The sequence below is a fragment of the Bradyrhizobium sp. UNPA324 genome (assembly GCF_006658635.1).
Taxonomy (GTDB): Bacteria; Pseudomonadota; Alphaproteobacteria; order Rhizobiales; family Xanthobacteraceae; genus Bradyrhizobium; species Bradyrhizobium nanningense.
In genome coordinates, this window is record NZ_LFJD01000004.1 from 1,331,148 (window position 1) to 1,358,001 (window position 26,854).

General features: G+C 66.6%; 20 protein-coding genes, 1 tRNA gene and 1 riboswitch. Of the genes, 8 read left to right on the forward strand and 13 right to left on the reverse strand.

The genetic code is table 11. The features are described 5' to 3' along the window. Positions 1-135: 135 nt before the first annotated feature. The 3 genes from purH to UNPA324_RS06475 form a co-directional block, all read right to left on the reverse strand. Positions 136-1,728, reverse strand: coding sequence for a bifunctional phosphoribosylaminoimidazolecarboxamide formyltransferase/IMP cyclohydrolase (gene purH, locus UNPA324_RS06465; RefSeq protein ID WP_141934078.1), 1,593 nt, complete (start codon positions 1,726-1,728; stop codon positions 136-138). 25 nt (positions 1,729-1,753) lie between these two features. Then, positions 1,754-1,835, reverse strand: a riboswitch (ZMP/ZTP riboswitch). Between the two features lie 59 nt (positions 1,836-1,894). Continuing rightward, entirely contained in the window at positions 1,895-3,613 is a 1,719-nt protein-coding gene (locus UNPA324_RS06470) for a heparinase II/III family protein (RefSeq protein ID WP_181769315.1), read from the reverse strand. Positions 3,614-3,769: 156 nt separating this feature from the next. Then, positions 3,770-5,116 (reverse strand): RsmB/NOP family class I SAM-dependent RNA methyltransferase, encoded by a 1,347-nt coding sequence (locus UNPA324_RS06475; RefSeq protein WP_141934082.1) that lies wholly within the window; start codon positions 5,114-5,116, stop codon positions 3,770-3,772. A 189-nt stretch (positions 5,117-5,305) separates the two neighbouring features. Between UNPA324_RS06475 and UNPA324_RS06480 the strand changes: the two genes are divergently transcribed. Then, on the forward strand, positions 5,306-5,509 hold the full coding sequence (locus UNPA324_RS06480) for a DUF1674 domain-containing protein (protein ID WP_141934084.1): 204 nt from the start codon (positions 5,306-5,308) through the stop codon (positions 5,507-5,509). Between the two features lie 39 nt (positions 5,510-5,548). Here the strand turns inward: UNPA324_RS06480 and cysN are convergent, their stop codons facing one another. The 4 genes from cysN to UNPA324_RS06505 all read right to left on the reverse strand — a co-directional run bounded on the left by cysN (position 5,549) and on the right by UNPA324_RS06505 (position 13,059). Then, the gene (gene cysN / locus UNPA324_RS06485; protein WP_141934086.1) at positions 5,549-7,444 is read right to left on the reverse strand and encodes a sulfate adenylyltransferase subunit CysN; all 1,896 of its coding nucleotides are present in this window, start codon (positions 7,442-7,444) and stop codon (positions 5,549-5,551) included. Next, complete coding sequence (gene cysD / locus UNPA324_RS06490; protein ID WP_246667128.1) at positions 7,444-8,418, reverse strand: sulfate adenylyltransferase subunit CysD; 975 nt, start codon at positions 8,416-8,418, stop codon at positions 7,444-7,446. Before cysD ends, cysN begins: the two co-directional genes overlap by 1 nt. Beyond that, the gene (locus UNPA324_RS36050) at positions 8,415-10,886 is read right to left on the reverse strand and encodes an FAD/NAD(P)-binding protein (RefSeq protein ID WP_181769316.1); all 2,472 of its coding nucleotides are present in this window, start codon (positions 10,884-10,886) and stop codon (positions 8,415-8,417) included. Before UNPA324_RS36050 ends, cysD begins: the two co-directional genes overlap by 4 nt. A gap of 142 nt (positions 10,887-11,028) precedes the next feature. Continuing rightward, a complete protein-coding gene (locus tag UNPA324_RS06505) occupies positions 11,029-13,059 on the reverse strand; it encodes a methyl-accepting chemotaxis protein (protein ID WP_141934088.1) in 2,031 nt (676 codons plus the stop codon). Positions 13,060-13,299: 240 nt separating this feature from the next. Here UNPA324_RS06505 and UNPA324_RS06510 point away from each other — a divergent pair, with 240 nt between their 5' ends. Continuing rightward, the gene (locus tag UNPA324_RS06510; RefSeq protein WP_141934090.1) at positions 13,300-13,890 is read left to right on the forward strand and encodes a thermonuclease family protein; all 591 of its coding nucleotides are present in this window, start codon (positions 13,300-13,302) and stop codon (positions 13,888-13,890) included. A 53-nt stretch (positions 13,891-13,943) separates the two neighbouring features. On the opposite strand, the gene UNPA324_RS06515 is transcribed toward UNPA324_RS06510, so the two are convergent. Further along, a complete protein-coding gene (locus UNPA324_RS06515; RefSeq protein WP_128921041.1) occupies positions 13,944-14,459 on the reverse strand; it encodes a L,D-transpeptidase in 516 nt (171 codons plus the stop codon). Between the two features lie 430 nt (positions 14,460-14,889). Beyond that, on the reverse strand, positions 14,890-16,836 hold the full coding sequence (acs, locus tag UNPA324_RS06520; protein ID WP_141934092.1) for an acetate--CoA ligase: 1,947 nt from the start codon (positions 16,834-16,836) through the stop codon (positions 14,890-14,892). A gap of 399 nt (positions 16,837-17,235) precedes the next feature. On the opposite strand from acs, the gene UNPA324_RS06525 reads away from it, so the two are divergent. Further along, on the forward strand, positions 17,236-18,402 hold the full coding sequence (locus tag UNPA324_RS06525) for a DNA topoisomerase IB (protein WP_141934094.1): 1,167 nt from the start codon (positions 17,236-17,238) through the stop codon (positions 18,400-18,402). A gap of 17 nt (positions 18,403-18,419) precedes the next feature. Here UNPA324_RS06525 and UNPA324_RS06530 read toward each other — a convergent pair whose 3' ends face one another. Next, positions 18,420-18,875: an SRPBCC family protein gene (locus UNPA324_RS06530; protein WP_141934096.1), complete on the reverse strand. Its 456-nt coding sequence runs from the start codon at positions 18,873-18,875 to the stop codon at positions 18,420-18,422. A gap of 101 nt (positions 18,876-18,976) precedes the next feature. On the opposite strand from UNPA324_RS06530, the gene UNPA324_RS06535 reads away from it, so the two are divergent. Continuing rightward, positions 18,977-20,056: an adenylate/guanylate cyclase domain-containing protein gene (locus UNPA324_RS06535; RefSeq protein ID WP_181769649.1), complete on the forward strand. Its 1,080-nt coding sequence runs from the start codon at positions 18,977-18,979 to the stop codon at positions 20,054-20,056. Positions 20,057-20,098: 42 nt separating this feature from the next. Here the strand turns inward: UNPA324_RS06535 and UNPA324_RS06540 are convergent, their stop codons facing one another. Genes UNPA324_RS06540 through tsaD form a run of 3 tightly spaced genes read right to left on the reverse strand, consistent with a single transcriptional unit; the run spans position 20,099 to position 22,571 of the window. Continuing rightward, the gene (locus UNPA324_RS06540; protein WP_128921036.1) at positions 20,099-20,512 is read right to left on the reverse strand and encodes an EVE domain-containing protein; all 414 of its coding nucleotides are present in this window, start codon (positions 20,510-20,512) and stop codon (positions 20,099-20,101) included. A gap of 2 nt (positions 20,513-20,514) precedes the next feature. Beyond that, complete coding sequence (locus UNPA324_RS06545; RefSeq protein ID WP_141934100.1) at positions 20,515-21,495, reverse strand: NAD(P)H-dependent glycerol-3-phosphate dehydrogenase; 981 nt, start codon at positions 21,493-21,495, stop codon at positions 20,515-20,517. 2 nt (positions 21,496-21,497) lie between these two features. After that, the gene (tsaD, locus tag UNPA324_RS06550) at positions 21,498-22,571 is read right to left on the reverse strand and encodes a tRNA (adenosine(37)-N6)-threonylcarbamoyltransferase complex transferase subunit TsaD (RefSeq protein WP_141934103.1); all 1,074 of its coding nucleotides are present in this window, start codon (positions 22,569-22,571) and stop codon (positions 21,498-21,500) included. Between the two features lie 152 nt (positions 22,572-22,723). Here tsaD and UNPA324_RS06555 point away from each other — a divergent pair, with 152 nt between their 5' ends. The 4 genes from UNPA324_RS06555 to UNPA324_RS06570 all read left to right on the forward strand — a co-directional run bounded on the left by UNPA324_RS06555 (position 22,724) and on the right by UNPA324_RS06570 (position 26,698). Next, the gene (locus UNPA324_RS06555; protein ID WP_141934105.1) at positions 22,724-23,470 is read left to right on the forward strand and encodes a uroporphyrinogen-III synthase; all 747 of its coding nucleotides are present in this window, start codon (positions 22,724-22,726) and stop codon (positions 23,468-23,470) included. A gap of 65 nt (positions 23,471-23,535) precedes the next feature. Next, positions 23,536-24,744 (forward strand): COG4223 family protein, encoded by a 1,209-nt coding sequence (locus tag UNPA324_RS06560; RefSeq protein WP_141934106.1) that lies wholly within the window; start codon positions 23,536-23,538, stop codon positions 24,742-24,744. A 35-nt stretch (positions 24,745-24,779) separates the two neighbouring features. After that, the gene (locus UNPA324_RS06565; RefSeq protein ID WP_141934108.1) at positions 24,780-26,522 is read left to right on the forward strand and encodes a heme biosynthesis protein HemY; all 1,743 of its coding nucleotides are present in this window, start codon (positions 24,780-24,782) and stop codon (positions 26,520-26,522) included. A gap of 100 nt (positions 26,523-26,622) precedes the next feature. Next, positions 26,623-26,698: transfer RNA gene (locus tag UNPA324_RS06570), tRNA-Thr, on the forward strand. Positions 26,699-26,854 lie beyond the last annotated feature (156 nt).

The window sequence follows — 26,854 nt, forward strand, 5'->3', positions numbered from 1 at the left end:
CGCCGAGACCCATACCGCGTGACTTCTCGTTGGCGCGATGCGGCTAATGCCGCGCGCCAAACGTCTCCCTGGGGTTATGGGTCCCGGATCGGCGCGCGCTTAGGGCGCGCTTGTCCGGGACGACATGCGGATAGACTAGTGCCTGAAGTGCCGCGTGCCCGTGAACACCATGGCGATGCCGTGCTCGTCGGCAGCCTTGATCACTTCGTCGTCGCGCATGGAGCCGCCGGGCTGCACCACGGCGGTGGCGCCGGCTTCGATGCAGGCGAGCATGCCGTCGGCGAAGGGGAAGAACGCGTCCGAGGCCACCACCGAGCCCTTGGTAAGCGGCTCGGCGAGCTTCAGCTCATTGGCGGCATCCTGCGCCTTGCGCGCCGCGATCCGCGCTGAATCCACCCGGCTCATCTGGCCCGCGCCGATGCCGACGGTGGCGAGATCCTTGGCGTAGATGATGGTGTTGGACTTGACGTGCTTGGCGACACGGAACGCGAATTTGAGGTCGCGCATCTCGGCCTCGGTCGGTGCCCGCTTGGTCACGACCTTGAACGTCATGTCGTCGACCACGGCATTGTCGCGGCTCTGCACGAGCAGGCCGCCCGCCACCGTCTTGGCGGTGAGGCCCGGCGCGCGCGGATCGGGCAGGCTGCCGGCGAGCAGCAGGCGCAGGTTCTTGCGCGCGCCGATGATGGCGATCGCTTCCTCGGTGGCGTCGGGCGCGATGATCACCTCAGTGAAGATTTTCGTGATCTCGCGCGCGGTGTCGGCGTCAAGCGCGCGGTTCATCGCGATGATGCCGCCGAAGGCCGAGGTGGAATCGCAGGCCAGCGCCTTGCGATAGGCCTCGACGAGGTTCGAGCCTTCAGCGACGCCGCAGGGATTGGCGTGCTTGACGATGACACAGGCCGCGGTGCGGTTGGTGTCGAACTCGCCGATGCATTCATAGGCCGCATCGGTGTCGTTGATGTTGTTGTAGGAGAGCTCCTTGCCCTGGAGCTGCCGGGCCGTCGAGACGCCCGGGCGCTTTTCTGGCGTCGCATAGAACGAAGCGGTCTGGTGCGGGTTCTCGCCATAGCGCAACGACTGGATCAACCTGCCGCCGAAGGCGCGGAAGTCGGGCGCGTCGATCTCGAGCTGACGGTTGAACCAGTTCGAGATCGCAGCGTCATAGGCCGCGGTGCGTGCATAGGCCTTCGCCGCAAGCCGCCGGCGCAGCTTCAACGTGGTCGCGCCCTTGTTGGCGGCGAGCTCGTCGAGCACGGCCTGATAGTCCTGCGCCTCGACCACGACCGCGACGTCGTCATGGTTCTTGGCGGCGGCGCGGATCATCGCGGGGCCGCCGATGTCGATGTTCTCGATGCAGTCCTCGAAGCCGGCGCCTTTGTCGACCGTCGCCTCGAACGGATAGAGATTGACGACGAGGAGGTCGATCGGCGCGATGCCGTGGGTCCTCATCGCCTCCGCGTGCTCCTTGTTGTCGCGGATCGCGAGCAGGCCGCCATGCACCTTCGGATGCAGCGTCTTGACGCGGCCGTCCATCATCTCGGGGAAGCCGGTGAGGTCGGAGACGTCCTTCACCTCAAGGCCGGCCGCGGCAATCGCCTTGGCCGTGCCGCCGGTCGAGACCAGCTCGACATCATGCGCGACGAGCGCTTTTGCGAACTCGATCAGGCCGGTTTTGTCGGAGACGGAGAGAAGAGCGCGGGTGACGCGGCGGGGATGGTCAGTCATGAGCAAGATCCTCTGTCTTAAGGAGTGTCTATGCCCAGGCGCGCGGCGGATATGTCCCGCGCTTCCCGATGGTGCTCCATCCAAGGTCGCCAGTCGCGCGAGCGAGGGCTCGATAGCAGTTTTCGGCCCTCTTCTCAACGGCTAGATCACGCCGAATCGCGCCTGTTTACAGCGGAAGTTCCGGCTCGCGCCGGGCGTTGCGGCGGGCATTGGTGACGGCCGGAGAGGCGGTGGAACGCACAAAGCTCCAGCGGATCGAAGGGGCCTGGCGCGCATCCTGCCGGATCACGATCTGCGCGGTGCGGCGGGGGCCGTCATTGCCGGCCAGGAACACGCTGTCCTCGAGGTCGACCTTGTCGTCGAGCGCCTCAAAGGTCCAGACGTCGCGGTTCGGCAGCACCAGCATGACGCCGCGGGCGTCCGACAGCCGGCTGGCCTTCACGGCCGGATGCAGATGGAAGCGCACCGCGAAATCGGCATCCGCGCCCTTGAAGCGTCCACCCTGCGGCGGCGACAGCGTGTCCTCGCCGTCGATGCGCGCGCCGTCATTGGCGATCATCAGCACGCGGCGATGGATCGCGCCGAACTTAGAGAGATAACCGTCATGCGAGGTCGTGAGCAGCGTGCCGTTCTGCACGATTTCGCGATAGCTCTCGACCTCGACCGGCCCGCTGGTGACGGGCGAGCCGTGCAGGAGCCGCTTCATCGCCGACATCTCGACGAACTGACAGGACGAGGTGTCGTGATAGGTCAGCGTCGAATGCGCCGCCGTGCCGCGTGCGAACGGCCGCCAATTGTCGCGGCCCGTGGTCGGCATGCCGCAATTGGTGACGATGCGGCTGATGCCGGAGGACAGCTCGAACGACAGGCAACCGGCATGGGCGTCGTGACTGACGCCGGCCGGCGGCGGCGGACCGGTGTCGATGATCAGCGTGGTCTGGCCGGCATCGAGGCGCTGAAAGCCGGTATGCGGCATGTTCGCCATCGGCGCGCCGTGGGTGTCGTCATAGGCGAGCAGCGTGGCGAGCAGATCCGAAGATGTCGCGCTCATGCCGTTGAACAGCGCGAAATTGCCGTCGCCGTGTCGGAAGAAGCGCAGCATCGGCATCATGCGGTCGATCGCGTTGAGCAGCGCCGGTGGCGGCGCGATGTTGCGCGCGGCAAAGGTCTGCCGCAGCGGCAGCAGGTCGATCAAGAGTTCGATCAGCGCACCCGGGTTGCGGGAGATGTGTCCGCCATCGGGCAGGATCTGCCGCTGCAATTCGTCCGACAGCTTCTTCGATGCGCTGCGGATGTGGCTTGCCTGGTTGGCGAGGCATAGCGCCGCATAACACAGCGCGATCAGCACCTGCAGCTTCGGCACTCCGTCCGGAATGTCGACCATGGTGTAGCGCAGGAAGCGGATCTCGCGCGCGAGGGCGCGCAGGTAACGGCGGTAGAATTTGTTGTCGGTCTCGCTCAGCACCAGCGGCGCCTGCGACAACAGCGAGATCACGCGCCGGGCCAGCACATCGGCGCGGCGCGCGACCGGGCGCCGTTTGTTGGCGGGGTTGGCGATCCAGTCCTCGACCAGGGTGCGCGCATTTGCCCGGGTCAGCGCGGTGTCGGCGGCGCGCAAATGGCGCAACCAGCCGAAGCCGAGCAGCGCAACCTCCCAGTCCTCCGACGGCGGCTCGAGATCGAAGATCGAGCGGCCGTGGCAATTGACGATCTTGCCGGCGAAGACGAAGCGGCCGGCATAGATTTCGGCGGCGCGGGTCGCATCCGCGGTGCGCAGATCGTGCGGCGCGATGATCAGCCGGTCGGTGCGGCTGGGCCAGACCCGCGACAGCGCAACGGAACCGCCGCTCGCGCGCGCGAGCATGTTCCGCGCGAAGCGGTTCATGACCAGCGTCGAGATACGTCTGCGTTGAGCGACCGACACGCCTTGCCTTGAAGGGGGAGAGGATTAACGACGAATCCCTATTAATCCCAAAATCGGACGTCTGACACCACCTTGAACGGCGCGAATCAGCGCCGTGTCGCAAAATCCAGTGCAAAATCAGGATTTAACGAGGCGGGCCGCGAAAAATCCGTCGAGTCCGCCGAGCTTGGGATCGGCGTTCGGCAGATGGCTGGGCAGGGTGCGCAGATCGCCCTCCGGAGTGAGGATTTCGTCCAGGCCTGCGACCTCCGACGCCGCGATCGGGAGGCGGCGAAGCGCAGGCTCGGCCGCCAGCAGCGTCGCCACGGCCTGCTCGCCTTCTTCGGGTTCCAGCGAGCAGGTGCAGTAGATCAGCGTACCGCCCGGCTTGAGCAGCGACACTGATTTTCGCAGCAGCTTTTGCTGGAGCGCGGTCAGGGCGGCGATGTCGGATTCCTGCCGCAGCCAAGCCACATCGGGATGGCGGCGGATCGTGCCGGTCGAGGTGCAGGGCGCATCGACCAAGATACCGTCGAAGCCCTCGGCGGGGCCGGCCCATTCCACGGCGTCAGCGACGACGGTCTCGGCTTGGAGCGACAGTCGCGCCAGATTCTCGCGCAGTCGCGCCACCCGGGCCGGCGAGCGGTCGATTGCCGTGACATGTGCGCCTGCTAGCGCCAGTTGCGCGGTCTTGCCGCCAGGGGCGGCGCAGAGATCTGCAATGGACTTGCCCTTGACGTCGCCGAACAGCCGGGCCGGCAGCGCGGCGGCGGCGTCCTGCACCCACCATTGTCCTTCGGTGAAGCCGGGCAGCATTGTCACCGCGCCGTGCAGCAGCATCCGCACCGTCCCGGTCGGCAGCGTCTCGCCGTGCAGGCGGCTTGCCCATTGCGCGGGATCCGACTTCACAGTGAGATCGAGCGAGGGCTCGTGGCCGAGCGCCAGCGCCATCTCGCGCGCGGTCGCTTCGCCATAATGCGCGCTCCAACGCGCAAGCAGCCATGGCGGAAGGTCCAGTGATTGCGCGGCGACCTCCTCGACCAGCGCCTTGCCCTCGCGCGCGCAGCGGCGCAGCACGGCATTGACGAGGCCGGCATAGCGCGCGGCGCGGCGGTCGGATTGCACCAGACGAACGGAGAGGTCGACGGCCGCGTGATCCGGCACGTCCATCCAGAGGATCTGCGCCGCGCCGATCAGCAGCGCGCTCTGCGCGCGCGGCGCGTCGGAGGGAATGCCCTTGTCGAGCAGGCGCGACAGCACGTGGCCGAGCGTGCCGAGCCGGCGCAGCACGGTGGCGACCAGGCGCCGCATCAGCGCGCGGTCGCGGTCGGCCAGCGTCTTCAGTCCCGGATGGGCGCCGCCGCCGTCGAGCTGATCGTCGAGTGTGCGGTGCTTGTGCAGCACGCCGTCGACGATGTCGGCGGCGATCCGTCGCGCCGCAAGGCCGGGCACTTCGGACGGAGGAGCAAAACGTTGAGATGGCATGCGGAAGCAAGGTTCTGAGCGAGCGGCAGTTCCGCCGCAATGGGCGCATGCCTCGAGAAGGCGATCTCTGGCACGCGAATATGCCAAATGTAAGAATCGCTTCCGGCTTTTTCAGCCCTCCGGACCCGATTTCAGGAATGCGTTATTGGACGTCGCCTTGCGGCTCGTCCTGCGCTAGAAGACCGGACGATGAGTGACCAGCCTCCCGTCCCCGATCGCAAGCCGCTCTCGCCGGCAGCCCAGCGCGCGCTGGCCGAAGCCGAGGCGCGCCGGCAGGCTGCCGCCGCGGAGGCCATGAGCGAGGCCAAGGCGAAGGAGCTGCAGGGGCCGAAGGGACCCGAGCCGACCCGCTACGGCGACTGGGAGCGCAAGGGCATCGCCTCCGACTTCTGAGCCATCGCTGGTGCGGCAGGTCGTGTCTGCCCTCGGACGCTACAGATAGTGATTGTCACGGAGGTAGCGCATGATGCGTTCGCAAGCCGCGTCGGTCGACAGCTCCGAACTATCGATGGTGATTTCCGGCGCCTGCGGCGCCTCATAGGGATGATCGATGCCGGTGAACGCCGGTATCTCGCCGGCCCGCGCCTTGCGATAGAGTCCCTTGGGATCGCGACGTTCGCATTCGGCGAACGGGGTCGCGACGTGGATCTCGATGAATTCGCCCGCCTGGACCCGCTGGCGCGCCAGCTCGCGCTCGCAGCGGAACGGGGAGATCAGCGCGACCAGCGCGATCATGCCGGCGTCGACGAACAGCGCGGCGATCTCCGCGGCGCGCCGGACGTTCTCCGCCCTGTCCGCGCTGGAGAAGCCGAGATCGCGGTTGATGCCGTGGCGAAGATTGTCGCCGTCGAGCAGCGCGGCGTGGCGTCCTAGCTCGGCGAGCCTGCGGTCGACGAGATCGGCGATCGTCGATTTGCCGGCTCCGCTCAGCCCTGTGAACCAGAGCACGCAGGGCCGTTGCTGCTTCAGCCGCGCCCGCACCGATTTGTCGATGGCAAGCCGCTGCCAATGAATGTTGGTGGCGCGGCGGAGTGAAAGGTCGATCATTCCCGCTGCGGCCGTGCAGTGGCTGATCGGATCGACGAGAATGAAGCTGCCCATGTCACGGTTGTCGCGATAAGCCTCGAACACCAATGGACGGTCGAGGTTGAGATGGGCGTAGCCGATCTGGTTGGCATCGAGCGTCTCGGCGCCTTCCTGCGCCATGGTGTCGATGGCGATGCGGTGCTTGAGCGTCGTGATCACTGCGCCGGTCGAGGCCGCGCCGCATTTGAGCACATAGCGCCGGCCCGCGACCATGGCCTCGTCGTCGAACCAGACGAGATGGGCGGCCAACTGATCCGAAACCTGCGGCGCGGCCCCCGCCGTCAGGACGTCGCCGCGACTGACGTCGATCTCGTCGACCAATGTGAGCGTAACCGATTCGCCCGCCGCCGCGCGGTCGCGCTCGCCGCCGGGGGTGAGAATGCGCGCGACGTGCGTCTGACGGCCCGAGGGCTGCACCGCGACGGTCTCGCCGGTCGCAATCGTTCCGCTGGCGATCCGCCCGCAGAAGCCGCGAAACTCCGCGTTCGGCCGGTTGACCCATTGCACCGGCAGCCGGAACGGGTGCTGCGAGACGTCACCGGAAACGTCGACCGATTCCAGATAGGCCGTCACGGTCGGCCCGGTGTACCAGGGCATCCGCGCGCTCGCCGCCACGATATTGTCGCCGTCGGGCGCCACGACCGGAATGCACTGGACCTGCGAGATCCCGAGCTGCCCGGCCATGGTCAGGTATTCGGCGGTGATGGCCGCAAAGCGATCCCCGTCGAATCCGATCAAGTCCATCTTGTTCACGGCGAGCACGACGTGATGGATGCCCAGCAGCGACAGGATGTGGCTATGGCGCCGCGTCTGCGTGATCACGCCCTTGCGGGCATCGACCAGCACCACGGCGAGTTCGGCGTTGGAAGCGCCGGTCGCCATGTTGCGCGTATACTGCGCATGCCCCGGCGTGTCGGCGACGATGAAGCGGCGCAGCTTGGTGGCAAAGAAGCGGTAGGCGACGTCGATGGTGATGCCCTGCTCGCGTTCCGCCTGCAAGCCGTCGACCAGCAGCGCGAAATCGAGATCGCCGCCGGTGGTGCCGACGGTCTTGCTCTCGCACGCCAGCGCGTCGAGCTGGTCGTCGAGCAGCGTCTTGGAATCATAGAGCAGGCGGCCGACCAGCGTGCTCTTGCCGTCATCGACGCTGCCGCAAGTGACGAAACGCAGCGTCGGGCGATCGTCCTGGTCCAGCCGCGGCGCATCGGAGGCGGCGATGGTGGGGGCCTCGTGATAGGACATCAGAAATAGCCTTCCGCTTTCTTGCGCTCCATCGATGCCGTACTGTCCCGGTCGATCATGCGTCCCTGCCGCTCGGAGGTGCGCGAGGCCGTCATCTCCCGCACGATCTCAGGCAGGGTTGCCGCCGTCGAGATCGTGGCACCGCTGAGCGGATAGCAGCCCAGGGTCCGAAATCGGACCGAGCGCCATTGCGGCTGTTCGCCTGCAAGCAGCGGCATCCGTTCGTCGTCCACCATGATCAACGCGCCGTCGCGCTCGACCACCGGACGCGAGGCGGCCAGATAGAGTGGAACGATCGGGATGTCCTCGAGCAGGATGTAGTCCCAGACGTCGAGCTCGGTCCAGTTCGACAGCGGAAACACCCGCATGCTCTCGCCGGGCGCAAGCATCGTGTTGTACAGGCTCCACAGCTCGGGCCGCTGGTTCTTCGGATCCCAGCGATGCGCCGCGCTCCTGTGCGAGAACACGCGCTCCTTGGCACGCGACTTCTCCTCGTCGCGCCGCGCTCCCCCGATCGCGGCGTCGAAGCCGTGAAAGTCGAGCGCCTGCCGCAACGCCTGCGTCTTCATGACGTCGGTGTAACGGGCCGAGCCGTGGGTGAAGGGGTCGATGCCCTCTCGTAATCCGTCGTTGTTGGTGTGGACGATCAGATTGATGCCGAGCTCGCGCGCGCGGCGGTCGCGAAACGCGATCATCTCGCGGAACTTCCAGGTCGTGTCGACGTGCAGCAGCGGAAACGGCGGCCTGCCGGGATGAAACGCCTTCATCGCCAGATGCAGCAGCACCGACGAGTCCTTGCCAATGGAATACAGCATGACCGGCTTGCGGAACTCGGCCGCCGTCTCCCGCAGGATATGGATGCTTTCCGCCTCCAGGCGCCGGAGATGGCTGGCGGCAGAGCGGTGCGCAGGGGTCTCCTCGGGCGCGTTGCGCACCGGCAAGACCTCCACGACTGATGCGATCTGTCCGGTCATGCGGCGGTGCCCAGGCCATCGCCGAACAGGCGCCCGGCGGTGGCCGGATCCAGCGAGAGGTCGCGGATGCAGGCGTCGACCGAGGCGCGGTACATGTCGTCGATGCCGTAGCGTCCGATGACCTGGAGCTGGGCCTCGCTCAGCGACGCCGTCTTGCGGCTGCGGTAGCGATAGGCGGTATCCGATCCGTGAAGGCCGACCACGGTGTAGACCTTGGGCTCGCTGAGGAAGGTGACGCCCGAGCCCTTCGTTTCGATCTGTCCGCGCTCCTTCCAGTCGGTGACGGCGCCTTCGGTAAAGCGTGCGCCGAGACCGAGCCGGTCGAACAGCTTACGCACCGATCCTGTCGCGTCTTTGCTGGCTTCATAGACGTAATGCGTCACCGGCACGCCGTGCCGCTTCGCGTAGCTCTCGACGCGCAGCGCATTCAACGAGGAGATCACGTAGTTCTGGACCAGGCGATCCTCGGGAACGCGGTCCGACCATTTCTCGAGCCACGATGCCAGCGAGCTCGCGGGATCGCGGTCGAGCATGATCATGTGGAGCTTATCGGCCGGCCAGCCGGCCTCGAGCAACGGCTGCAACGGCAGGAACAGGCTTTCCGCCAGCACATACGGCCCGGCCATTTCCTTGCTGAAGAGATGCGGCTGCTCCGATGCATGCGGCACCGCCCAGGGCTCGCCTGCATTTCCAAGCAGTCGATGGCGCAGGACGACCTTCACCGGCTGGAAGTAGGAGGGCATGCCGGCGACGCCGAACAGATTGGTGAGTGCGGTCGAGCCCACACGGCAGCGCCCCCACGCGCAGTAGAGCGTCGGGAAGTCCGCAGGCGACCAATGCCGGAATGCTTCGGCGAGGCAGTCCCTCACCTCCCACATCAGTTCGTCGAGCGCCGCCGGTCTGTTCTGGTACTTGCCGTCCGGGGCGAGGACCATCGTGTCGAGCGAGGGATGGTCGCGGCGCACGAGATCGGCCAGGCGGTCGGTTTCTTCGACGGACGTCGTGATGGTGCTCATCTGCTGACCTTTCGGGTTGAGGATCGAATCGACCACGATCTGCGCGCGGCGCAGGTTGATATCGACGGCGGCGGCATAGAAGTGCGTACCCTTCGTGGGGCCGCCGACCGCGTAGACGTTCGGATGAGCCGTGCCGTGACGGTCGTGGACGCGGCTGTCGTCGTAGCCGCAGCGAATTCCGCCGAGCGCGTCGAACGCGATCAGCCCCTGGCGCTGCATGTCCTGATAGAGCGGGCTGGTGTCCAGCCGATAGGATGGTCCTGTCGCATCGATGACGTAATCGACGTCGCGATGATCGCCGTTACCCAGGATCGCGCGGAACCGGCCGCCGGCGGCCGTCACGTTGCGCAACCGGGCGCGGGCCGAGAGCCGGCCCGAGCGCATCAGGTCGCGGATGCGGATTGCATTCTCCAGCGGCATTGCCGAGCGCTTGCGAAGCCAGCCGGAATTGTAGACATCCATGAAACGCATCTTCTCGGCGTCGCTCATCCGGCTCCAGGCCTCGCACATCACGTCGATGACGCTGACGAGATAGGCGTAGACGCTGGGCTCAGCGGCCTCGGCTCGCGCGATGTTGTGCTCGAGATCGGCCAGCGCACCGCCGCCGACGTTGCGGCAAGACAGATCGCAACGTATTCCGGTGGTCTCCAGCAGCAGTTCGGAAAGACGGGCGGCAAAGGCGTCGGCTTCGATCTGGTCGCGGCGGGTCACATGGTCGTGCAGCGTGTCCCGGAAGTCGGTCGTGATTGCGGGCATCGTCACCGGCTGGACCGTGGGAAACAGGCCGCTTCTCGAGAAGCAGGTCATCCTGACGGCTTGGTGGGACTTAGCCAGCGCCGCCGCGGTGTCGACCGCACTGAGCCCGCTTCCAAGGATGCCGACCTCGACGCCGTCGTGATCGGCGAAGGTGAATTGGGCGTAGGGATCTCGGATGTAGTTCGGGTTTGCAGTCAGGCCGTAAGGATCATCGGGCGCGTTGTGGCCGGTGCAGAGGATCAGCGCGGAGGAGATATGCGTGATGTTGCGGTCGGTCGTCAGCAGAACATCGCGATCCGGCGAGAACCGCATACGGACGATTTCCGCTTGTTCGATATGAACGGGCACGCCGGCGCTGCGGCATTGCGCGATCGCGGCCGTTCGCACGGCGTCGAGGTAATCCCTGTAGACCATGCGCGGAAGGTGCTTGCTGCCGTGGCAGGAGAGCCCGCGCGCCTGAAGCCAACGCAGAAATTCATCCGCATCGCCCGGCCGGATCGACATCGTCGAGGGCTTCATGTTGAGGAGATGGCGGTCGCTCTGCGTGCGATAGGCGATCCCGCCATCGAAGCCGGCCTTGTCGAAGAGCTGAATTCCGCTGATCGCGCCGTGGTCGCGTTCTGATGCAGCGAGCTCCGCCAGGTAACGCAAGACCGTGATGCCGGTCGCGCCGCCGCCGACAATGCTGATGATCATCGCTCATTTCCCCCAGTTTGCATGTTTGACCCAGGCGCGAGCGGGGGCTCGGCGTGGGGGCCTCCCAAAGCCGTTGGTTATTCGACGTGTCAGACAGGTGGCTCGCGGCCGGCCGAGGATCGGCCGCGGGGCGTGCGGGTCCTCAGGCGGCCCGCACCGTATCGAGGAACTTCGCGACCTCGCTCTTGAGACGGCCACTCTCGGTCGAGAGTGAGCGCGCGGATGCCAGAACCTGCGTCGAAGCCGAGCCGGCGGCGCTGGCGCCATGACTGACTTGGGCGATCTTGTCCGCGACCTCCACCGTTCCCTTGGCGGCTTCGCTGACGTTGCGGGCGATTTCGGCGGTGGCGGCCCCCTGCTCCTCGATCGTGGCGGCGATGGTGGTCGAGATGTCCGAAATCTTGGAGATGGTCGCGCCGATTTCCTTGATGGCGCCGACGGAGTCTTCTGTGGCCGTCTGCATGCCGGCGATCTGTGCACCGATCTCGTCGGTCGCCCGTGCGGTCTGGGCCGCGAGCGCCTTGACCTCGCTCGCCACCACGGCAAATCCGCGGCCGGATTCGCCGGCACGTGCCGCTTCGATGGTGGCGTTGAGCGCCAGCAGATTGGTCTGCTCCGCGATCGCGGTGATCAATTTGACGACGTCGCCGATCCGGCCCGCCGCCCTGAGCAATTCGTTGATCCGGGCGTCGGTACGCTCGGCCTGCTTCACGGCGTCGCCGGCGATGCGACTGGAATCATGGACCTGGCGTCCGATCTCGACGACCGATGCGCTCATCTCCTCGGCGGCCGATGCCACGGCTCCGACGTTGGCTGACGCTTCCTCGGAAGCCGCTGCCACCATTCCGGAAAGGTGTTCGGTCTCCTCCGCCGTTCCCGACAGCGTGCCGGCGGCGGATTCAAGCTGCTGCGAGGCGGCCGAAACCGAGTTGATGATGCCGCCGACCGCGTCCTCGAACGCACCGGCCAGCCGGATCATTTCCTGCTTGCGACGCGCGGCGGCCGCAGCCTCCTGGTCCTTCTGTTCGGCCTCCATCTGCTCGATACGGATCAGATTGTCCTTGAACGTCCGGGCCGCACGGGCATTGTCGCCGACTTCGTCACCGCGGGTGGTATAGGGAATCTCGACGGCCTTGTTGCCGCCGGCGAGTTGCAGCAGGACTTCGCCGATGCGGCGAATCGGCCGGGCGATGCTCAGCACCGAAAACAGCGCCGAGCCCGCCAGGACCAGGACCACGAGGATACCGACCGCGAGGCTGACCTGGGCCGTCAGCTCGAGCGCGGCCATGAGCTGGCTTTGCCGCAGAGCCATGAATTCGTTGTTGGCCGCAACCAGCTTGTCGACACGCGTCGTGATGTCCTTGGCAGCCGGAAGCACCCGCTCTTCGAAAATGCGCCTCTTGGTCTCTTCCGCCTTCATGGCCGCGCTGGTGGCCGTCTTGTAGCGTCCGGCGAGCGCGGCAAGCGCGTCGATACCCTCGGCGATAGTCTTGTCGCCGGCGGACTGACGGACCTGTTTCAGAACGCCGATCATGGCGTCGGCGCGCTGGGCGATACGGTCCTTCTGCTCGACGTCGCCTGTCGCCGAGAAACGCCAGTCGGCCGCGCTGACCGCCTTGAGCAAGGCGTCGGCTTCGCGCAACTCGGCCTCGATGCCGAGCCGATTCTGCGATGCGGCCATTGCGGGCGACGCCAGCAGTTTCTCGACGGCCTTGTCCCAGGCCTCCTCGATCTGGTTTGCCGCGGTGAATTCGCCGAGGGCGGTGCCGCGCGCATCGCTGAGATCGTTGCCGGCCTTCAGAGAGGCCTCAAGCAGGGCCTTCACCTCGCGACAGAGCTCCTTGGCTTCAGCGCGCCTGGACCGTTCCAACGCGGCGTCGATCTCGGTCGTGGCGTTGGCGATGGAGCCGCGCAATGTCGCGAAATGTTTGGCAAGGCCGTCAGCCGAGGATACGGATCCGATTTCCGCTATCGCGAGGCGTGCCCGGGTCACCGCGAGCTCGGCGCCCTGAGCGTTGGCCTTGTTGGCGGTGTTGATGACGACCAGCCGGCTCAATTCCGCAATTTGTTCGTTACGAATGAGCTGGTTGGCGAGCATGCCGCCGACCAGAAGAACTCCCGCGCTCGCGGTCAGCCCCAACTTTGTACCGATGCGAAACTTCAACGATGCCATGCTCTACGCTCCCCACACGCAATCCGAGTACAACCGCTTAATACTAAACAGTGCGTGAACATCAAACTCCGTACAACTACAGGAGGTATCGAACGGAGAGCGCTTGGAACAGCATGCAGAGCATAGGTATGATTTTCCGTGCCCCCCGATCCCGGGCAGCCAGCCTGCAAGTCGACGATGGCCCGTCACACAGGGAGGCAAGCCTTGTTGGTTCCCCCGACTCAGTCCTAGCGTGAGCTGATGCGGTTCCAGGATCGACCCAACCCCTACCGGCCACGGTTCGGCGGCTCGCCGTTCGGCCGCCGCTTTTCCGGATTGTTGCCTTGGATGTTCGTGGTCGGCATCGCGATAGCCGTCGTGCTCACCTTTCGCCACGGATCGGGCCGGCTTGTTCCGCGGTCAGATAGCGACCGCGCCGGGAATGCCGAGATTGTTCTCCAGCAGGCGGAGCATCCCGATGTCCGCGAGCCCGTGGACGTCGTTCGCACCATCGACGGCGACACGTTCCTCGCGCGTGTTCGTCAACGCGACGGCCGCGATCTCGTCGTGCGGGTTCGGCTGCGCGGCATCGATGCACCCGAACTGAAGGCGTCCTGCCAGGAAGAGTTGGACAAGGCGGAAGCCGCCGCTCGCGCGCTGCGCGATCTTCTCGGCCAGGGCGGCGTGACCATCAGCAATCTCGGCCCCGACAAATACGGCCGCGTGCTCGCCGACGTCGCGACCCGGCGGACCGCGAACCTTTCGGCGGCGTTGCTCGCCGGTGGCTTTGCGCGAAGCTACAATGGCGGCCATCGCGACGGCTGGTGCGCACGCGGCTGGCGGTTCTGGTAACAAAAAGCCGCATCCAAAGACGCGGCCTTGTCTTGTTGCGGCTGATCGCGGGATCAGCGCGTCACGACCACCGTCGTGCCGACGGAGACGCGGCCATAGAGATCGGTGATGTCGTCGTTCAGCATGCGGATGCAGCCATAGGAAACGAAGCCGCCGATCGAACCCGGCACGTTGGTGCCGTGGATGGCGTATTCGCCGCCGGCAAGCGTCATCGCTGCGACGCCCATCGGGTTGCGCGGCGAGCCGCCCGGAATCATGTCGGGAATGTTGGGCTTGTCGCGCTTGACCTCGGCCGGCGGTGCCCAGGCTGGGTTGCGATACTTCCCGTCGATCTTCGTCGTGCCGGCCCATTGCTTGCCGGATTTGCCGACGCCGACCGGATAGCGCACGGCGTGGCCGCTATCGAGAACGAGATAGAGTCTGCGCTCGCTGGTTTTGACCACGATCGTGCCCGGCGAATAGTCGGCGAGGTGCGTGCCCACCATTTCCGGCCGCGCGTCTGCCGCCGTCGACATCAAGACCCCAGCCCCGATGGTGGCGGCCATCGCCACCGCAATCCTCATCGACATCGATCTCCCCCTTGCCCCAATCGGATCATCCAAAATGACGCAGAACCCGGCAATCGCCGCCGCCAAGTCCCAATGAGGGGACATTCTTAACCGCGCCCGTTAACCGGATGGTTTCCACGCGCGGCCACCGGAGGCCGGCCAGCAGGGGGAACAAAGGAAATGTTCGAAATAAAGTAAATGACCTGAAAACAACACTCGACGGGAAAGATGCGGGCGCGCCGCCGCGCGCGCTGACAAGCGCGTGAGGGTGTGAATCGCTGTTGTTCACCGGCCCACGACAACGCGGCCGTGTCCCGGACAAGGCGCGGCGCGTGGCGCCGCGACGCAGAGCCGGGACCCAGAAAGCCACACGTTCTGTCGTCAGATGGGCCCCGGCTCTGCAGCGCACCGCTGAAGGAGCGCTGCGCTGCGTCCGGGGCACGAGAGATCGTTACGCCTGCCTGCGGTTCTGTCGGTTCTTGACGAGGTCATCGACCACGGCAGGATCGGCCAGCGTCGATGTGTCGCCCAAGCTGCCGGGCTCGTCCTCGGCGATCTTGCGCAGGATGCGGCGCATGATCTTGCCGGAGCGAGTCTTTGGCAGGCCCGGCGCGAACTGGATCTGGTCGGGCGAGGCGATCGGGCCGATCTCCTTGCGCACCCAGGTGACGAGCTCCTTGCGCAGGTCCTCGGTCGGCTCGATGCCGGCCATCAGGGTGACATAGGCGTAGATGCCCTGGCCCTTGATGTCATGCGGGAAGCCGACCACCGCGGCTTCCGAGACTTTCTCATGCGCCACCAGCGCGCTCTCGACTTCCGCGGTGCCCATGCGATGGCCGGAGACGTTGATGACGTCGTCGACGCGACCGGTGATCCAGTAATAGCCGTCGGCATCGCGGCGGCAGCCATCGCCGGTGAAATACTTGCCCTTGTAGGTCGAGAAATAGGTCTGCTCGAAGCGGGCATGGTCGCCATAAACGGTGCGCATCTGGCCCGGCCATGAGCGAGTGAGGCAGAGATTGCCTGACGTTTCGCCCTCCAGCACCTTGCCGTCGGCGTCGACGATCTCGGGCGCCACGCCGAAGAACGGCTGGGTCGCCGAGCCGGGCTTCAGCTTGGTGGCGCCCGGCAGCGGCGTGATCAGGATGCCGCCGGTCTCGGTCTGCCACCAGGTGTCGACGATCGGGCAGCGGTCGTCGCCGACGACGCGGTGATACCATTCCCAGGCTTCCGGATTGATCGGCTCGCCGACCGAGCCGAGCAGACGGAGCGAGGCGCGCGAGGTCTTCTTCACCGGCTCGTCGCCACCCTGCATCAGCGCGCGGATCGCGGTCGGCGCGGTGTAGAAGATGTTGACCTTGTGCTTGTCGATGACGTTCCAGAACCTGGAATTATCCGGGTAATTCGGCACGCCTTCGAACATCAGCGTTGTCGCTCCGTTCGCCAGCGGCCCGTAGAGGATGTAGCTGTGACCGGTGACCCAGCCGACGTCCGCAGTGCACCAGTAGATGTCGCCGTCATGATAATCGAAGACGTATTGATGCGTCATCGAGGCGAACACGAGATAGCCGGCGGAGGTGTGCAGCACGCCCTTGGGCTGGCCGGTCGAGCCTGAGGTGTAGAGGATGAACAATGGGTCCTCGGCGTGCATGTGCTCGACCGGGCATTCCGTCGTCACCATCGCCGCCGCCTCGTGATACCAGAGGTCGCGCGTCGGGTTCATGTCGATCTTGCCGCCGGTGCGCTTGACCACGACGACCCAGTCGACCCCGTCGGCCTTTGCGAGCGCTGCGTCGACATTGGCCTTCAGCGGCACCTTCTTGCCGCCGCGCAGGCCTTCGTCCGCGGTGATGATGATCTTGGATTGGCAATCGTTGATGCGCTGGGCGAGACTGTCCGGCGAGAAGCCCGCGAACACCACGGAGTGGATCGCGCCGATCCGTGCGCAGGCCAGCATCGCATAGGCCGCTTCCGGAATCATCGGCAGGTAGATGGTGACGCGGTCGCCCTTCTTGACGTTGCGGGTGCGCAGGATGTTGGCCATCCGGCAGACCTCGTCGTGCAGCTCCTTGTAGGTGATGTGCTTGGACTGCGAGGGATCGTCGCCTTCCCAGATGATCGCGGTCTGGTTGGCGCGCTTTGCGAGATGCCGGTCGATGCAATTGTGGGCGACGTTGAGGATGCCGTCCTCGAACCATTTTATCGAGATATTGCCGGGCGCGAAGGAGACGTTCTCGATTCTGGTCGGCGCGTGCATCCAGTCGATGCGCTTGGCCTGCTCCGCCCAGAAACCGTTCGGGTCCGAGATCGAGCGAGCGTACATCTCCTTGTACTTGGCCTGGTCGACCCAGGCGCGCTTCGCCCACTCCACGGGGACGTCGTAGATCTTCTCGGACATGCTTTCCCTCCACATCCGGCAGGCCGAACGCTAGCGACCGGCGAGCCGATTTGATCATTGGCTGATTATGCGTCGGGCTAACCGGACCCGACAAGGAGCACAAGCTGGACCTTCGGCGGGCCGCCGGCCATGCGGAAGATCAAGCCCGCCTGCGGTGACTGTCACAGATCTGAAACAGGCAAAGGCCGCCTTTGCGGTCTTTACCCAACTCTCCGGAAGCGGCCCTGCAGGGCGCCTATGCGCCGAGGGAGGTATTTAGAAACCGCTCGCCATCGATTCGGGACTCGCAATACGGTTCGGAACACCCTAAATGGCCAACCCGGGTCCAAAGAGACCCCTCGGAACAAAAATCAGAACAGCGGCATTGACCGGTAACAGACAGGGCTAAGGCATAAGACTATGATGGATCAGCAGAATCTCGGGACGATGCGGCCCGCTTCAGCCGATCCTGCCGCCATTGCGCTGGCCAAGGCCTTGGGACAATGGCCGAAACCGGCCGCTTTCAGGCGTCCGAGCCCCAAAAAGACCTTTGACGCGGCGCCGGCGACGGTCGAGGCGCTTGCCAAGGAGCTCGGCCTGCGGCTTGGCGACCAGAACGAGCTGAGCATTCGCCGCATCAAGCGCGGCAAGGGCTATTCCTTCGTCCGCCCCAACGGCGCACATATCCGCGACGCCCGCACCATCCGCCGGCTGCATGCCATGGCGGTGCCGCCGGCCTATCGCGAGGTGCGCTACTCGGCCGATCCGAGCTCGCATCTTCAGGCCGTGGGTCGCGATGCCGCGGGCCGGCTGCAATATCGCTATCACGCCGATTGGGAGAAGGTCCGCGAGCACCGCAAGGCGCACCGCCTGGAAAAGCTCGTCGGCGCGCTGCCAAAAATCCGGCGCAAGGTCTCGGCGTTCCTGTCGGGCGATGAGCCGACGCGTGAATTTGCGCTCTCGGCCGTGATCGAGTTGATCGCGCGCACCGCGATCCGCCCCGGCAACGAATCCTACGCCCGCCTCAACGGCACTCGCGGCGCGACGACGCTGCTGAAGTCCAACGTCACGCTGGAAGACGATTGCTTCGTGCTGACCTTCAAGGCGAAGGGCGGCAAGGCGGTGCGCAAGGAGTGCGACGCGGCCAAGCTCGTGCGCGCCATCGGTATTTTGCAGGGCGTCCCCGGCAAGCGCATGTTCCAGTATCGCGATGCCTACGGCATCGTGCGCGCGGTCAGCACCACGCAGGTGAACGCGTTCTTGCGCGAGATCGCCGGCATCAAGATCTCGCTCAAGGATTTTCGCACGCTGATGGCCTCGGCCGTGGTCGTCGAATCCTTGTCGCGGATTACGCCGGCGACCAGCCAGCGCGGCCGCAAGAAGCAGGTATTGGATGCGATCCGCGCCGCGGCCGACCAGCTCTCCAACACGCCGGCGATCTGCCGCAAGAGCTACGTCCACGACACCATCGTCACCGCGTTCGAGGACGGCATCCTCGAGCGCTTCGCCGCGACCATGAAGGGCCAGCGCTCGCAAGCGAGGCGCGAGCAGCTTCTGGCGCAGGTGGTGGCGACCGCGGCGGTGTAGGGCCACCCTCCGAGTGCCTATGCCTTGTTGGAAACGCCTATGTCGGGACCTGGATCGCCGCCTGCGGCTGCGGTCGTGAGCCGTTCCAGATAATGCGCCCACCCTGCCGCGTGCGCGGCGGCCTGCGCTTCGCTCGGCAGGCCGCTATGGGTCATGCGCAGCAGCGTGCCGCCGTCGCGTTCGATCAGGTCGATCTCGATCAGGCTCGAGCCGGGCGGCACTTCCTGGCCGCCCTCCCAACCGAACGTGTAGGCGAGACGATGCACCGGCACGACCTCGCGGAAGGTGCCGCGGGCGCCGCCGCCGCGCGGACCGATGCCCTTGAGCAGATAGAGACCGCCGGGATGCGGCTCGGTGGTGGCGTCGGAGCCCATCCAGCTCAAGATCTTCTCGGGGTCCGTCAGGTAAGCGACAACAGTGGCGCGTGGCGCGGCGATCTGGGTCTCGCGTCGCACTATGAACGGTTCGGTCATCGGCGATCATCCCTGGGCTGACATTGGGACATGGCGGCGGCGAAGCGGCCCGTCAAGGATTGCCCGTGACAAAGACGGCCCGGTTTCGCCATGATCGAGCCATGCAGCTCGCCCCGACCCTCGCCTGGCTTGTCGATGCCGCCTCGGATAGTACCGGGGCCGATCGCCTGCTTGCGGAACTCGGCGCACATCTGGTCGCTGACGGCGTGCCGCTTGCGGCAGGCAGTCTGACGCTGGAGGTACCGCACCCGTTGATCGCGAAGCGGACCTGGTTGTGGCGCGCCGACGGCGGCCAGGTGATCGAAGCGCTTGGCTTTGCGCCCGGCGGACTGGCCCCAGACCCGCCCAACGATGCCGGCCGCCGCTGGCTGCGCGATCTCGCAGGCGGCGAGGTGCACGAAGACATCGTCGGACGGCCCGACGGGCCACAGCTGGGCTGGATCGGACCGCGGCCGTTCACCGCAGACGAAATCGGGCAACTGCGCCAGGCCGCGCGTTTTGCCGCGACGCCCCTCGCCGTGCTGGCCGCGCGCGCCACGTTGCGGGCAACGCTGGATGCCTATCTCGGCAGGCGCAGTGCAGAGCGAGTGCTGGCGGCACCCTTGCGTCGCGATCTCGGCGAGACCATTCAGGCCGCGCTGCTCTATGCGGACCTGCGCAATTTCACGACCCTGTCTGAAACCTCACCGCCCGGGGAGGTCATCGCCGCGCTCGACGCCTGGTTCGATCGCATCGCCGGCGCTGTCCACGCCTTCGGCGGCGAGGTGCTGAAATTCATCGGCGACGGCGTGCTCGCGATCTTTCCGGTGGTCGAGGCATCGCCGCGTCGCGCCTGCGAGGCTGCCTTACGTGCTGCAGGCGCAGCCGAGGCCGGCATGGCCTATCTCAACGCGGAGCGCGGCGCCAAGGGCCTGCCCCCGCTGGCGTTCGGCGCTGCGCTCCATCTCGGTGAGATGCTCTGGGGCAATATCGGCGCCGCCAACCGGCTCGATTTCACCGCGATCGGTCCCGCCGTCAACCTCGCCAGTCGCCTCGAAGGATTGTGCAAGCCGCTCGGCAGGACCGTGCTGGTGTCGGGCGCGCTTGCCGCCGAGACGGACATGCCGCTGGTCGCGCTCGGGTCGCATTCGCTGCGCGGCATTGCCGCGCCGTGCGAAGTGTTCGCGCTGCCGGAGGCGTAGGCCCGGATATCGCTTCGCTCATCCGGGCTACTGCACCTACGCCTATATCCCGCCCATCTTGCAGACGAGCTTCCACTCCTCCGCCGTCACCGGCTGCACCGAGAGGCGCGAATACTTCACCAGCGCCATGTCAGCGAGTTTCTTCTCGGCTTTGATCGCGGCCATCGTGACCGGATTCTTCAAGGGCTTGTCGGCCTTGATGTCGACGCAGACGAATTTACCTGTCTTGTCGGTCGGATCGGGATAGGCCTCCTTGATGACCTCCGCGATGCCGACGATCTCCTTGCCCTCGTTGGAATGATAGTAGAACGCCTTGTCGCCTTTCTTCATGGCCACGAGGTTCTGGCGCGCGGTGTAATTGCGCACGCCGGTCCAGGCTTCGCCCTTGGCGCCCTTCGCCACCTGCTGGTCCCAGGACCACACCGACGGTTCGGATTTCACCAGCCAGTACGCCATGTTCATTCCTCTGACTTGAAGGGGCGCGTCAGCAGCCCCGAGATCGCGGCGTCGATCGTGCTTCGGCCGCTCAGGATCGACCCGACCGCCTCGGATACCGGCATCTCGATGTCTCGCGAAGCTGCAAGTTCGATCAGCACCGGCGCCGTGAACTCACCCTCGGCGAGCTTGCCGGCGGGCGGCGGCTCGCCGCGTCCGAGCGCGAGCCCAAGCGCGAAATTACGCGATTGCGGGCTCGCGCAAGTCAGGATGAGATCACCGAGACCGGAGAGGCCGGCGAGTGTCTCGCTGCGTGCACCGAGCGCGCGGCCGAGGCGCGTCAGCTCGGCAAAGCCGCGGGTCGTCAGCGCGGCCTGCGCGGAGGCGCCGAGCTTGCGCCCGACCGCGATGCCGACCGCGATCGCCAGCACGTTCTTGGCGGCACCGCCGATCTCGACGCCGCGGATGTCGGTGGAGTGATAGGGGCGGAATGTCGGCGAGCCCAGCGCCTGCACGAGCGCGCTCGCCAATCTCTCATCGCCAGCCGCCAGCGTCACCGCCGTCGGCAAGCCGCGCGCGACGTCGTCGGCAAAGCTCGGTCCCGACAGGATCGCCGGCTGCGCGCTTGGGGCGGCTTCCGCAATCACATCGGTCATGAACTTGTGGGTGCCGTGCTCGATGCCTTTGGCGCACGCAACGATCGGTGCCGGCCTTGCCAGATGCGACGCCAGCATGTTGACCACGCCGCGCAGGTGCTGCGCCGGCGTGGCGATCAGCTGGATGTCCGCGCGCGCGGCGAGTGCCAGATCGCTCGTCACGATGATATCCGGAGCAAGCGGTACGCCGGGCAGCCGGGGATTGTCGCGGGTCGAGGCGATTCGCGCCGCATGCTCCGCACTGCGTGCCCACAGCGTCACGTTCCGTCCGGCTCGCGCCGCGGCCGTCGCCAGCGCCGTACCCCAGGCGCCTGCGCCGATCACCGCGACGGATTGGAACGCGGTCATCGCTAATATCCCGCCCGCGTCTTGCCGTAGCCTGCCGGCGCCGTTGCGTTGGCATCGAGCAGCCAGCGCGCCCGCGGCTGCGCGTCCATCGTGTCGGTCATGCCGAGCGCGAGGCGCTCGGCGCCGGCCCAGGCGATCATCGCGCCGTTGTCGGTGCAGAGCGCGGGGGGCGGCATGATCAATTGTGTCCCGGCTTGCCGTGCGACGTCATCGAGGGCGCCGCGGATCGCCTGGTTGGCGGCGACGCCGCCGGCGGCCACGAGCGCGCGGGGCGCGCCGAATCGTTCGCGGAAAAGTCTCAAGCCGACGTTCAACCGGTCGGCAGTCGAATCGAGCACGGCGGCCTGGAAGCTCGCGCAGAGATCGCTGATGTCCTGCGGCGTGATCTCAGCGAGCCGGCTCGCCTCGGTGCGCACCGCCGTCTTCAATCCCGACAGCGAGAAATTGGCGTCGGGGCGTCCTTGCATCGGCCGCGGGAATGCAAAGCGCGTGGCATCGCCGCTTGCCGCCGCGCGCTCGACCTGCGGTCCGCCCGGATAGGGCAGTCCCAGCATCTTCGCGACTTTGTCGAAGGCCTCGCCGATCGCATCGTCGACGGTGGTGCCGAGCCGCACATATTGGCCGACGCCGGTGACTGCGACGATCTGGGTATGGCCGCCGGAGGCGAGAAACAGGCAATAGGGGAATTCGATTCCGTCGGTGAGGCGCGGCGTCAGCGCATGCGCCTCCAGATGGTTCACTGCGACCAGCGGTGTGTCGTGCACCATCGCGATCGCCTTCGCGGTGGTGAGCCCGACGATGACGCCGCCGATCAGGCCCGGCCCCGCGGCGGCCGCGACGCCGCCCAGCTGGGCGAAGCCGATTCCGGCCTCGCGCATCGCGCGATCGACGATACCGTCGAGCAGGTCGACATGGGCGCGAGCGGCAATCTCCGGCACGACGCCGCCGAAGCGGGCGTGCTCCTCGATCTGCGACCTTACGATGTTGGACAGGATCTTGCCGCTGCCGTCCGATGCGCGCTCGATCACGGCCGCGGCGGTCTCGTCGCAGGTGGTTTCGATACCCAGCACCAGCATTGGCGAATTGTTATCCAATTTGCGCCCTTGCGCTCATCCGTAAAGCAGAGTTCTGGTACGTCCGGTAGCATTCCGGGGCCAGATTGCGCAATCGTCACGTAGCAATCCGTTCGGGTCATGCGTCACCGCCAATTGGTTCGGGAACACCAGCGATGTCCATTCTTGTCACACGGCCGCATCCCGACAATGAGGCGACGGCGGAAAGTCTGCGCGCGCGAGGGCATGCGGTGCTGCTTGCGCCGGCGCTCAAGTTCGAGCCGGTCGCCTTCCATGACAAAGGTGAAGCTCCCTACGGTGCCATCCTCGTCACTTCGGCCAACGCGATCCGTGCCGTCGCGCCGCAATTGCGCGACCTTGGTCTCCTGAAGCTGCCGTTGTTTGCGGTCGGCGAGCATACGGCCGCTGCGGCGCGCGACGCCGGCTTTGTCCGGGTGATCGTCGCCGGCGGCGATGCCGCGTCCTTGCGCGACACGGTGATGCAGAGCGCACGCGACAAGGTGCTGAAGAAGAAGAGCACGCTGCTGTATCTCGCGGGCGCGGATCTGTCGCGCGACCTCGGCGGCGAGCTCGACGCGGAGGGTTTTTCCGTGGTCACGCAGACGACCTATCGCATGGCGCCGGTCAAGCATCTGCCGCGCGAGGTCTGCGAAGGCTTTGCCGCCCACGGGGTCGAGGCGGTGCTGCACTACTCCAGGCGCAGCGCCCGCGCGTTCCTGGACGCGGCGCGGGACGAAGGCGTCGAAATCTCGGCGCTGGCCATACCGCAATGCTGCCTGTCCGAGGCGGTTGCGAGCGCGCTGCGCGATGCCGGCGCGTCGCAGGTTCTGGTCGCCGCGACGCCGGACGAAAATGCCCTGTTTGCCACCTTGGAGCGTGCGTTGCGCACCCGTTTGGCGTAAGAGGTCGGGCCCGAATCCGACACAATCTGGTCCACCCTGGTATGGAAGTGTGAGGAACCGTCACGATGGCCGACGACAAGCCTGAAGACGCAGGATTGGCGCCCGACAGCGGTCGTGCCAAGCGCACTCCGCCCACCATTGATCTCGAAGCCACCGAAGTCTCGACCCAGCCGCAGGAGACCGCGGTCGAGCCCGAGGCTCAGCCGGCGCCGGAGCACGCCGCGCCTGAACAGGCAGAATCCGACAAGCTTGACGCGGAGCCGGAGCGTATCGAAGCGCAGGCTCCGGCGTCGTCGATTTCGCCCTGGGTCATTGCGCCGTTCTCCGGCGCTGTCGCAGCTGCGGTCGTGATCGCGGTCGGCTGGATGCTGGGTTGGCCCGCGGTGCAGGCGCCGCCGGCCACCCCGCAAGTCACCAGCGCGACGGTCGATGCGCTGAGCAGCCGCGTTGCGGCGGTCGAAGCCAGGGCCGGCAAGCCCGTCACCGATCCGGCCATGGCGGCGCGGATCGATGCGCTGGAGAAATCCGCAAACGGCTTGCGCGGCGACGTCGCCAATCTGCGTACGCAGTTCGACAAGACCGCGAACGCACTGAGCGGCACGAAATCCGCGCCAGGCCCCGCCGCGCCCGATCTTGCCGCGCTCACCGACCGTATCGCGCAGCTCGAGCGCGCCAGCAGGACGGAGCGGGCCGAGCTCGCGCAGCAGGGCGAAAAGATCGCCGATGCGAAGGCGAAGGATGACAAGCCGCTGCGCTTTGTGGTGGCGGCGGCCCTGCTCGACGTCGCCGTTCGCCACGGCGACCCCTATCAGTCGCAGCTGTCCGCGGCGCGGTCGCTCGCCGCCAAGCCCGACATGCTGAAGCCGCTCGACACGTTTGCATCGTCGGGCATCCCGACGCCGGTCGCGCTGAGCCGCGAGCTGCTCACCATCGTGCCGAAATTGTCGCCGCCGGCGGAAGCCCCGGCCCCGAGTGCCGGCATCGTCGAGCGTCTTCAGGCGGGCGCGTCAAAACTCGTCCGCATCGAGCGCACCGACGGCGTCGGCAACGATCGCGGCGCGATCGTTGCGCGAGTGACGGCGGCGGCGCTTCGCAACGATTTCGTCGAAGCGCGGCGCGAGCTCAAGACGCTGGCGGAGGCTGATCGCGCTCCGGCACAGGCCTGGCTCGACAAGGCCGATGCCCGCGACGCTGCGCTCGCCGCGTCCCGCAAATTCGCCGACGATGCGATGGCGGATCTCGCCAAATCTGATCCGGCCAAGCCTGCTCAATAAGATTCGCGCAACAATCGGCGCGTATAGGGATCGTCATGCTTCGCATCGTCCTCTTCCTCGTCCTGATCGCGCTGGCGGCGGCCGGCGCGGCCTGGGTTGCCGACCAGCCTGGCGATCTGGTCCTAACCGCAGGTCCTTTCCGCCTCTCGACGACGTTTCCCAGATTCGTGTTCCTGCTCGGCCTCTTTGCCGCGGCCGTCGTGCTGGTCTGGAGCATTTTGACGATGATCTGGCGCACACCGGGGCGCCTGCGGCGGCGGCGCCACGACAAGCGCCACGCAAGGGGCCGCCACGCCATCACGCACGGTCTGCTCGCAATCGGTCATGGCGACACGGCGCTCGCCCGCCGTCACGCCGAGGCGGCGCGGCGGCATGCGCCGAACGATCCGCTCGCGCTGCTCCTGCACGCGCAGTCGGCGCAGCTCGAAGGCAATCGCGACGAGGCGCGGCGCGTCTTCCGCGCCATGGCCGAGCGCGAGGACACGCGCCTGCTCGGCCTGCGCGGCCTGTTCATAGAGGCGCAGCGCGCGGACGATGCGGTCGGCGCGGTGATGATCGCGGAGGAAGCGATCAAGCTGTCGCCGTCCTCGACCTGGGCCTCGCATGCGGTGCTCGGCTTCCGTTGCGCGCGCGGCGACTGGGGCGGCGCGCTCGCGATCCTCGATTCGAATTTGTCCGCAGGCCTGATCGACAAGCCGGCCTATCGCCGCCAGCGCGGCGTGCTGCTCACGGCGCGCGCGCTGGAGCTGCAAACCATGGACCGCGACGTCGCGCGCGAGAGCGTGATGGAGGCGATCAAGCTTGCGCCGACCCTGGTGCCGGCCGCGGTGCTCGCCGCAAAGTTCGAAAGCGAGGCGCATCAGGTGCGCCGCGCCATGAAGCTGGTCGAGGCCGCCTGGCTCGCCAATCCGCATCCCGATCTCGCGGACGCCTATGCCCATGTGAAGCTCGGCGATTCCGCGCGGCAGCGCCTGCAGCGGGTCGAGACGCTCGCGGCCAAGACGCCGGCCGACAAGCCCGGCCATATCGAGGGTCAGCTCGCAATCGCGCGTGCTGCGATCGACGCCTCCGAGTTCGGCCGCGCCCGCGAAGTGCTGGCGCCCTATGTTGGCGACCCGACCCAGCGCGTCGCGCTGCTGATGGCCGAGATCGAGCGCGCCGAGCATGGCGATAGCGGCCGCGCCCGCGCCTGGACCTTGCGCGCGGTGCGCGCCCGTCACGATCCGGCCTGGACCGCGGACGGTTACGTCAGCGACCGCTGGCGCCCGGTCTCCCCGGTCACCGGTCGCCTCGACGCCTTCCAGTGGCAGACACCGGTTGCGAGCCTGCCCTCGGACAAGGGCACCACGATCGAATCTTCGGCCTTCGAGGAAGCCATGCTGGCGGCCCCACCGCCGAAGCGTGTGACGGTGGCTCCCAGCGAAAGCCCGGTGGAACCGCCCGCGGCTGAGCCAGTCCCGGTGCCGGCCGCTCAGGACAATTCGCCCCCGATCGCCAAAGAAGAGGAGCCGGCCGCTGTGACCGCCGAACCGGTCCAACCGGCCTCCGAGCCCGCCGAATCATCGCCTCCGCCGGCAACATCGGTGTTCCGGACCCGGGCCGATCTCGGCAAACCCGCGGCAGCCCCGATTCCCGCGGTCATCCCGATCATCCGGCCCCCCGACGACCCCGGGATCGATGACGACGAGGGTCCGAGCGATGAATTCACGGAACAAATCGGCACACCGAAGGCCCAGGCCGGGGGCTGGCGCGGATTCTGGTCCCGCTGGGGCGCGTGAGCCGCAATTCGAAGTCGGCTTGTCCTTGCCAATTCGGGCCATGCCCGATATCAGGAGCGCGCGTATCGGGGCCGGCATCGCCCGGGCCCCGGCAGGGTTCGCCGCAATAGCTCAGTCGGTAGAGCACGTCATTCGTAATGACGGGGTCGGGGGTTCGAATCCCTCTTGCGGCACCAGCCTTTTCAACCATTTAGACCGTATGCGCCACTGTAGCGTTCGTCAAAGGTACGGGATAGGTACGCGGACGGTAGTTATCCCGACACAAGCCGTTGATTCGACTCACGCCGAGTCCGGCTCCGCAAGACCATTTGCATCACGCAAAATTTCATGTG

Excerpts from the sequence above, each read along its gene's own strand:
- purH (WP_141934078.1), bottom strand. The coding sequence starts at position 1,728 with ATGACTGACCATCCCCGCCGCGTCACCCGCGCTCTTCTCTCCGTCTCC.
- UNPA324_RS06470 (WP_181769315.1), bottom strand. The coding sequence starts at position 3,613 with ATGAACCGCTTCGCGCGGAACATGCTCGCGCGCGCGAGCGGCGGTTCC.
- UNPA324_RS06475 (WP_141934082.1), bottom strand. The coding sequence starts at position 5,116 with ATGCCATCTCAACGTTTTGCTCCTCCGTCCGAAGTGCCCGGCCTTGCG.
- UNPA324_RS06480 (WP_141934084.1), top strand. The coding sequence starts at position 5,306 with ATGAGTGACCAGCCTCCCGTCCCCGATCGCAAGCCGCTCTCGCCGGCA.
- cysN (WP_141934086.1), bottom strand. The coding sequence starts at position 7,444 with ATGTCCTATCACGAGGCCCCCACCATCGCCGCCTCCGATGCGCCGCGG.
- cysD (WP_246667128.1), bottom strand. The coding sequence starts at position 8,418 with ATGACCGGACAGATCGCATCAGTCGTGGAGGTCTTGCCGGTGCGCAAC.
- UNPA324_RS36050 (WP_181769316.1), bottom strand. The coding sequence starts at position 10,886 with ATGATCATCAGCATTGTCGGCGGCGGCGCGACCGGCATCACGGTCTTG.
- UNPA324_RS06505 (WP_141934088.1), bottom strand. The coding sequence starts at position 13,059 with ATGGCATCGTTGAAGTTTCGCATCGGTACAAAGTTGGGGCTGACCGCG.
- UNPA324_RS06510 (WP_141934090.1), top strand. The coding sequence starts at position 13,300 with ATGCGGTTCCAGGATCGACCCAACCCCTACCGGCCACGGTTCGGCGGC.
- UNPA324_RS06515 (WP_128921041.1), bottom strand. The coding sequence starts at position 14,459 with ATGTCGATGAGGATTGCGGTGGCGATGGCCGCCACCATCGGGGCTGGG.
- acs (WP_141934092.1), bottom strand. The coding sequence starts at position 16,836 with ATGTCCGAGAAGATCTACGACGTCCCCGTGGAGTGGGCGAAGCGCGCC.
- UNPA324_RS06525 (WP_141934094.1), top strand. The coding sequence starts at position 17,236 with ATGATGGATCAGCAGAATCTCGGGACGATGCGGCCCGCTTCAGCCGAT.
- UNPA324_RS06530 (WP_141934096.1), bottom strand. The coding sequence starts at position 18,875 with ATGACCGAACCGTTCATAGTGCGACGCGAGACCCAGATCGCCGCGCCA.
- UNPA324_RS06535 (WP_181769649.1), top strand. The coding sequence starts at position 18,977 with ATGCAGCTCGCCCCGACCCTCGCCTGGCTTGTCGATGCCGCCTCGGAT.
- UNPA324_RS06540 (WP_128921036.1), bottom strand. The coding sequence starts at position 20,512 with ATGGCGTACTGGCTGGTGAAATCCGAACCGTCGGTGTGGTCCTGGGAC.
- UNPA324_RS06545 (WP_141934100.1), bottom strand. The coding sequence starts at position 21,495 with ATGACCGCGTTCCAATCCGTCGCGGTGATCGGCGCAGGCGCCTGGGGT.
- tsaD (WP_141934103.1), bottom strand. The coding sequence starts at position 22,571 with ATGCTGGTGCTGGGTATCGAAACCACCTGCGACGAGACCGCCGCGGCC.
- UNPA324_RS06555 (WP_141934105.1), top strand. The coding sequence starts at position 22,724 with ATGTCCATTCTTGTCACACGGCCGCATCCCGACAATGAGGCGACGGCG.
- UNPA324_RS06560 (WP_141934106.1), top strand. The coding sequence starts at position 23,536 with ATGGCCGACGACAAGCCTGAAGACGCAGGATTGGCGCCCGACAGCGGT.
- UNPA324_RS06565 (WP_141934108.1), top strand. The coding sequence starts at position 24,780 with ATGCTTCGCATCGTCCTCTTCCTCGTCCTGATCGCGCTGGCGGCGGCC.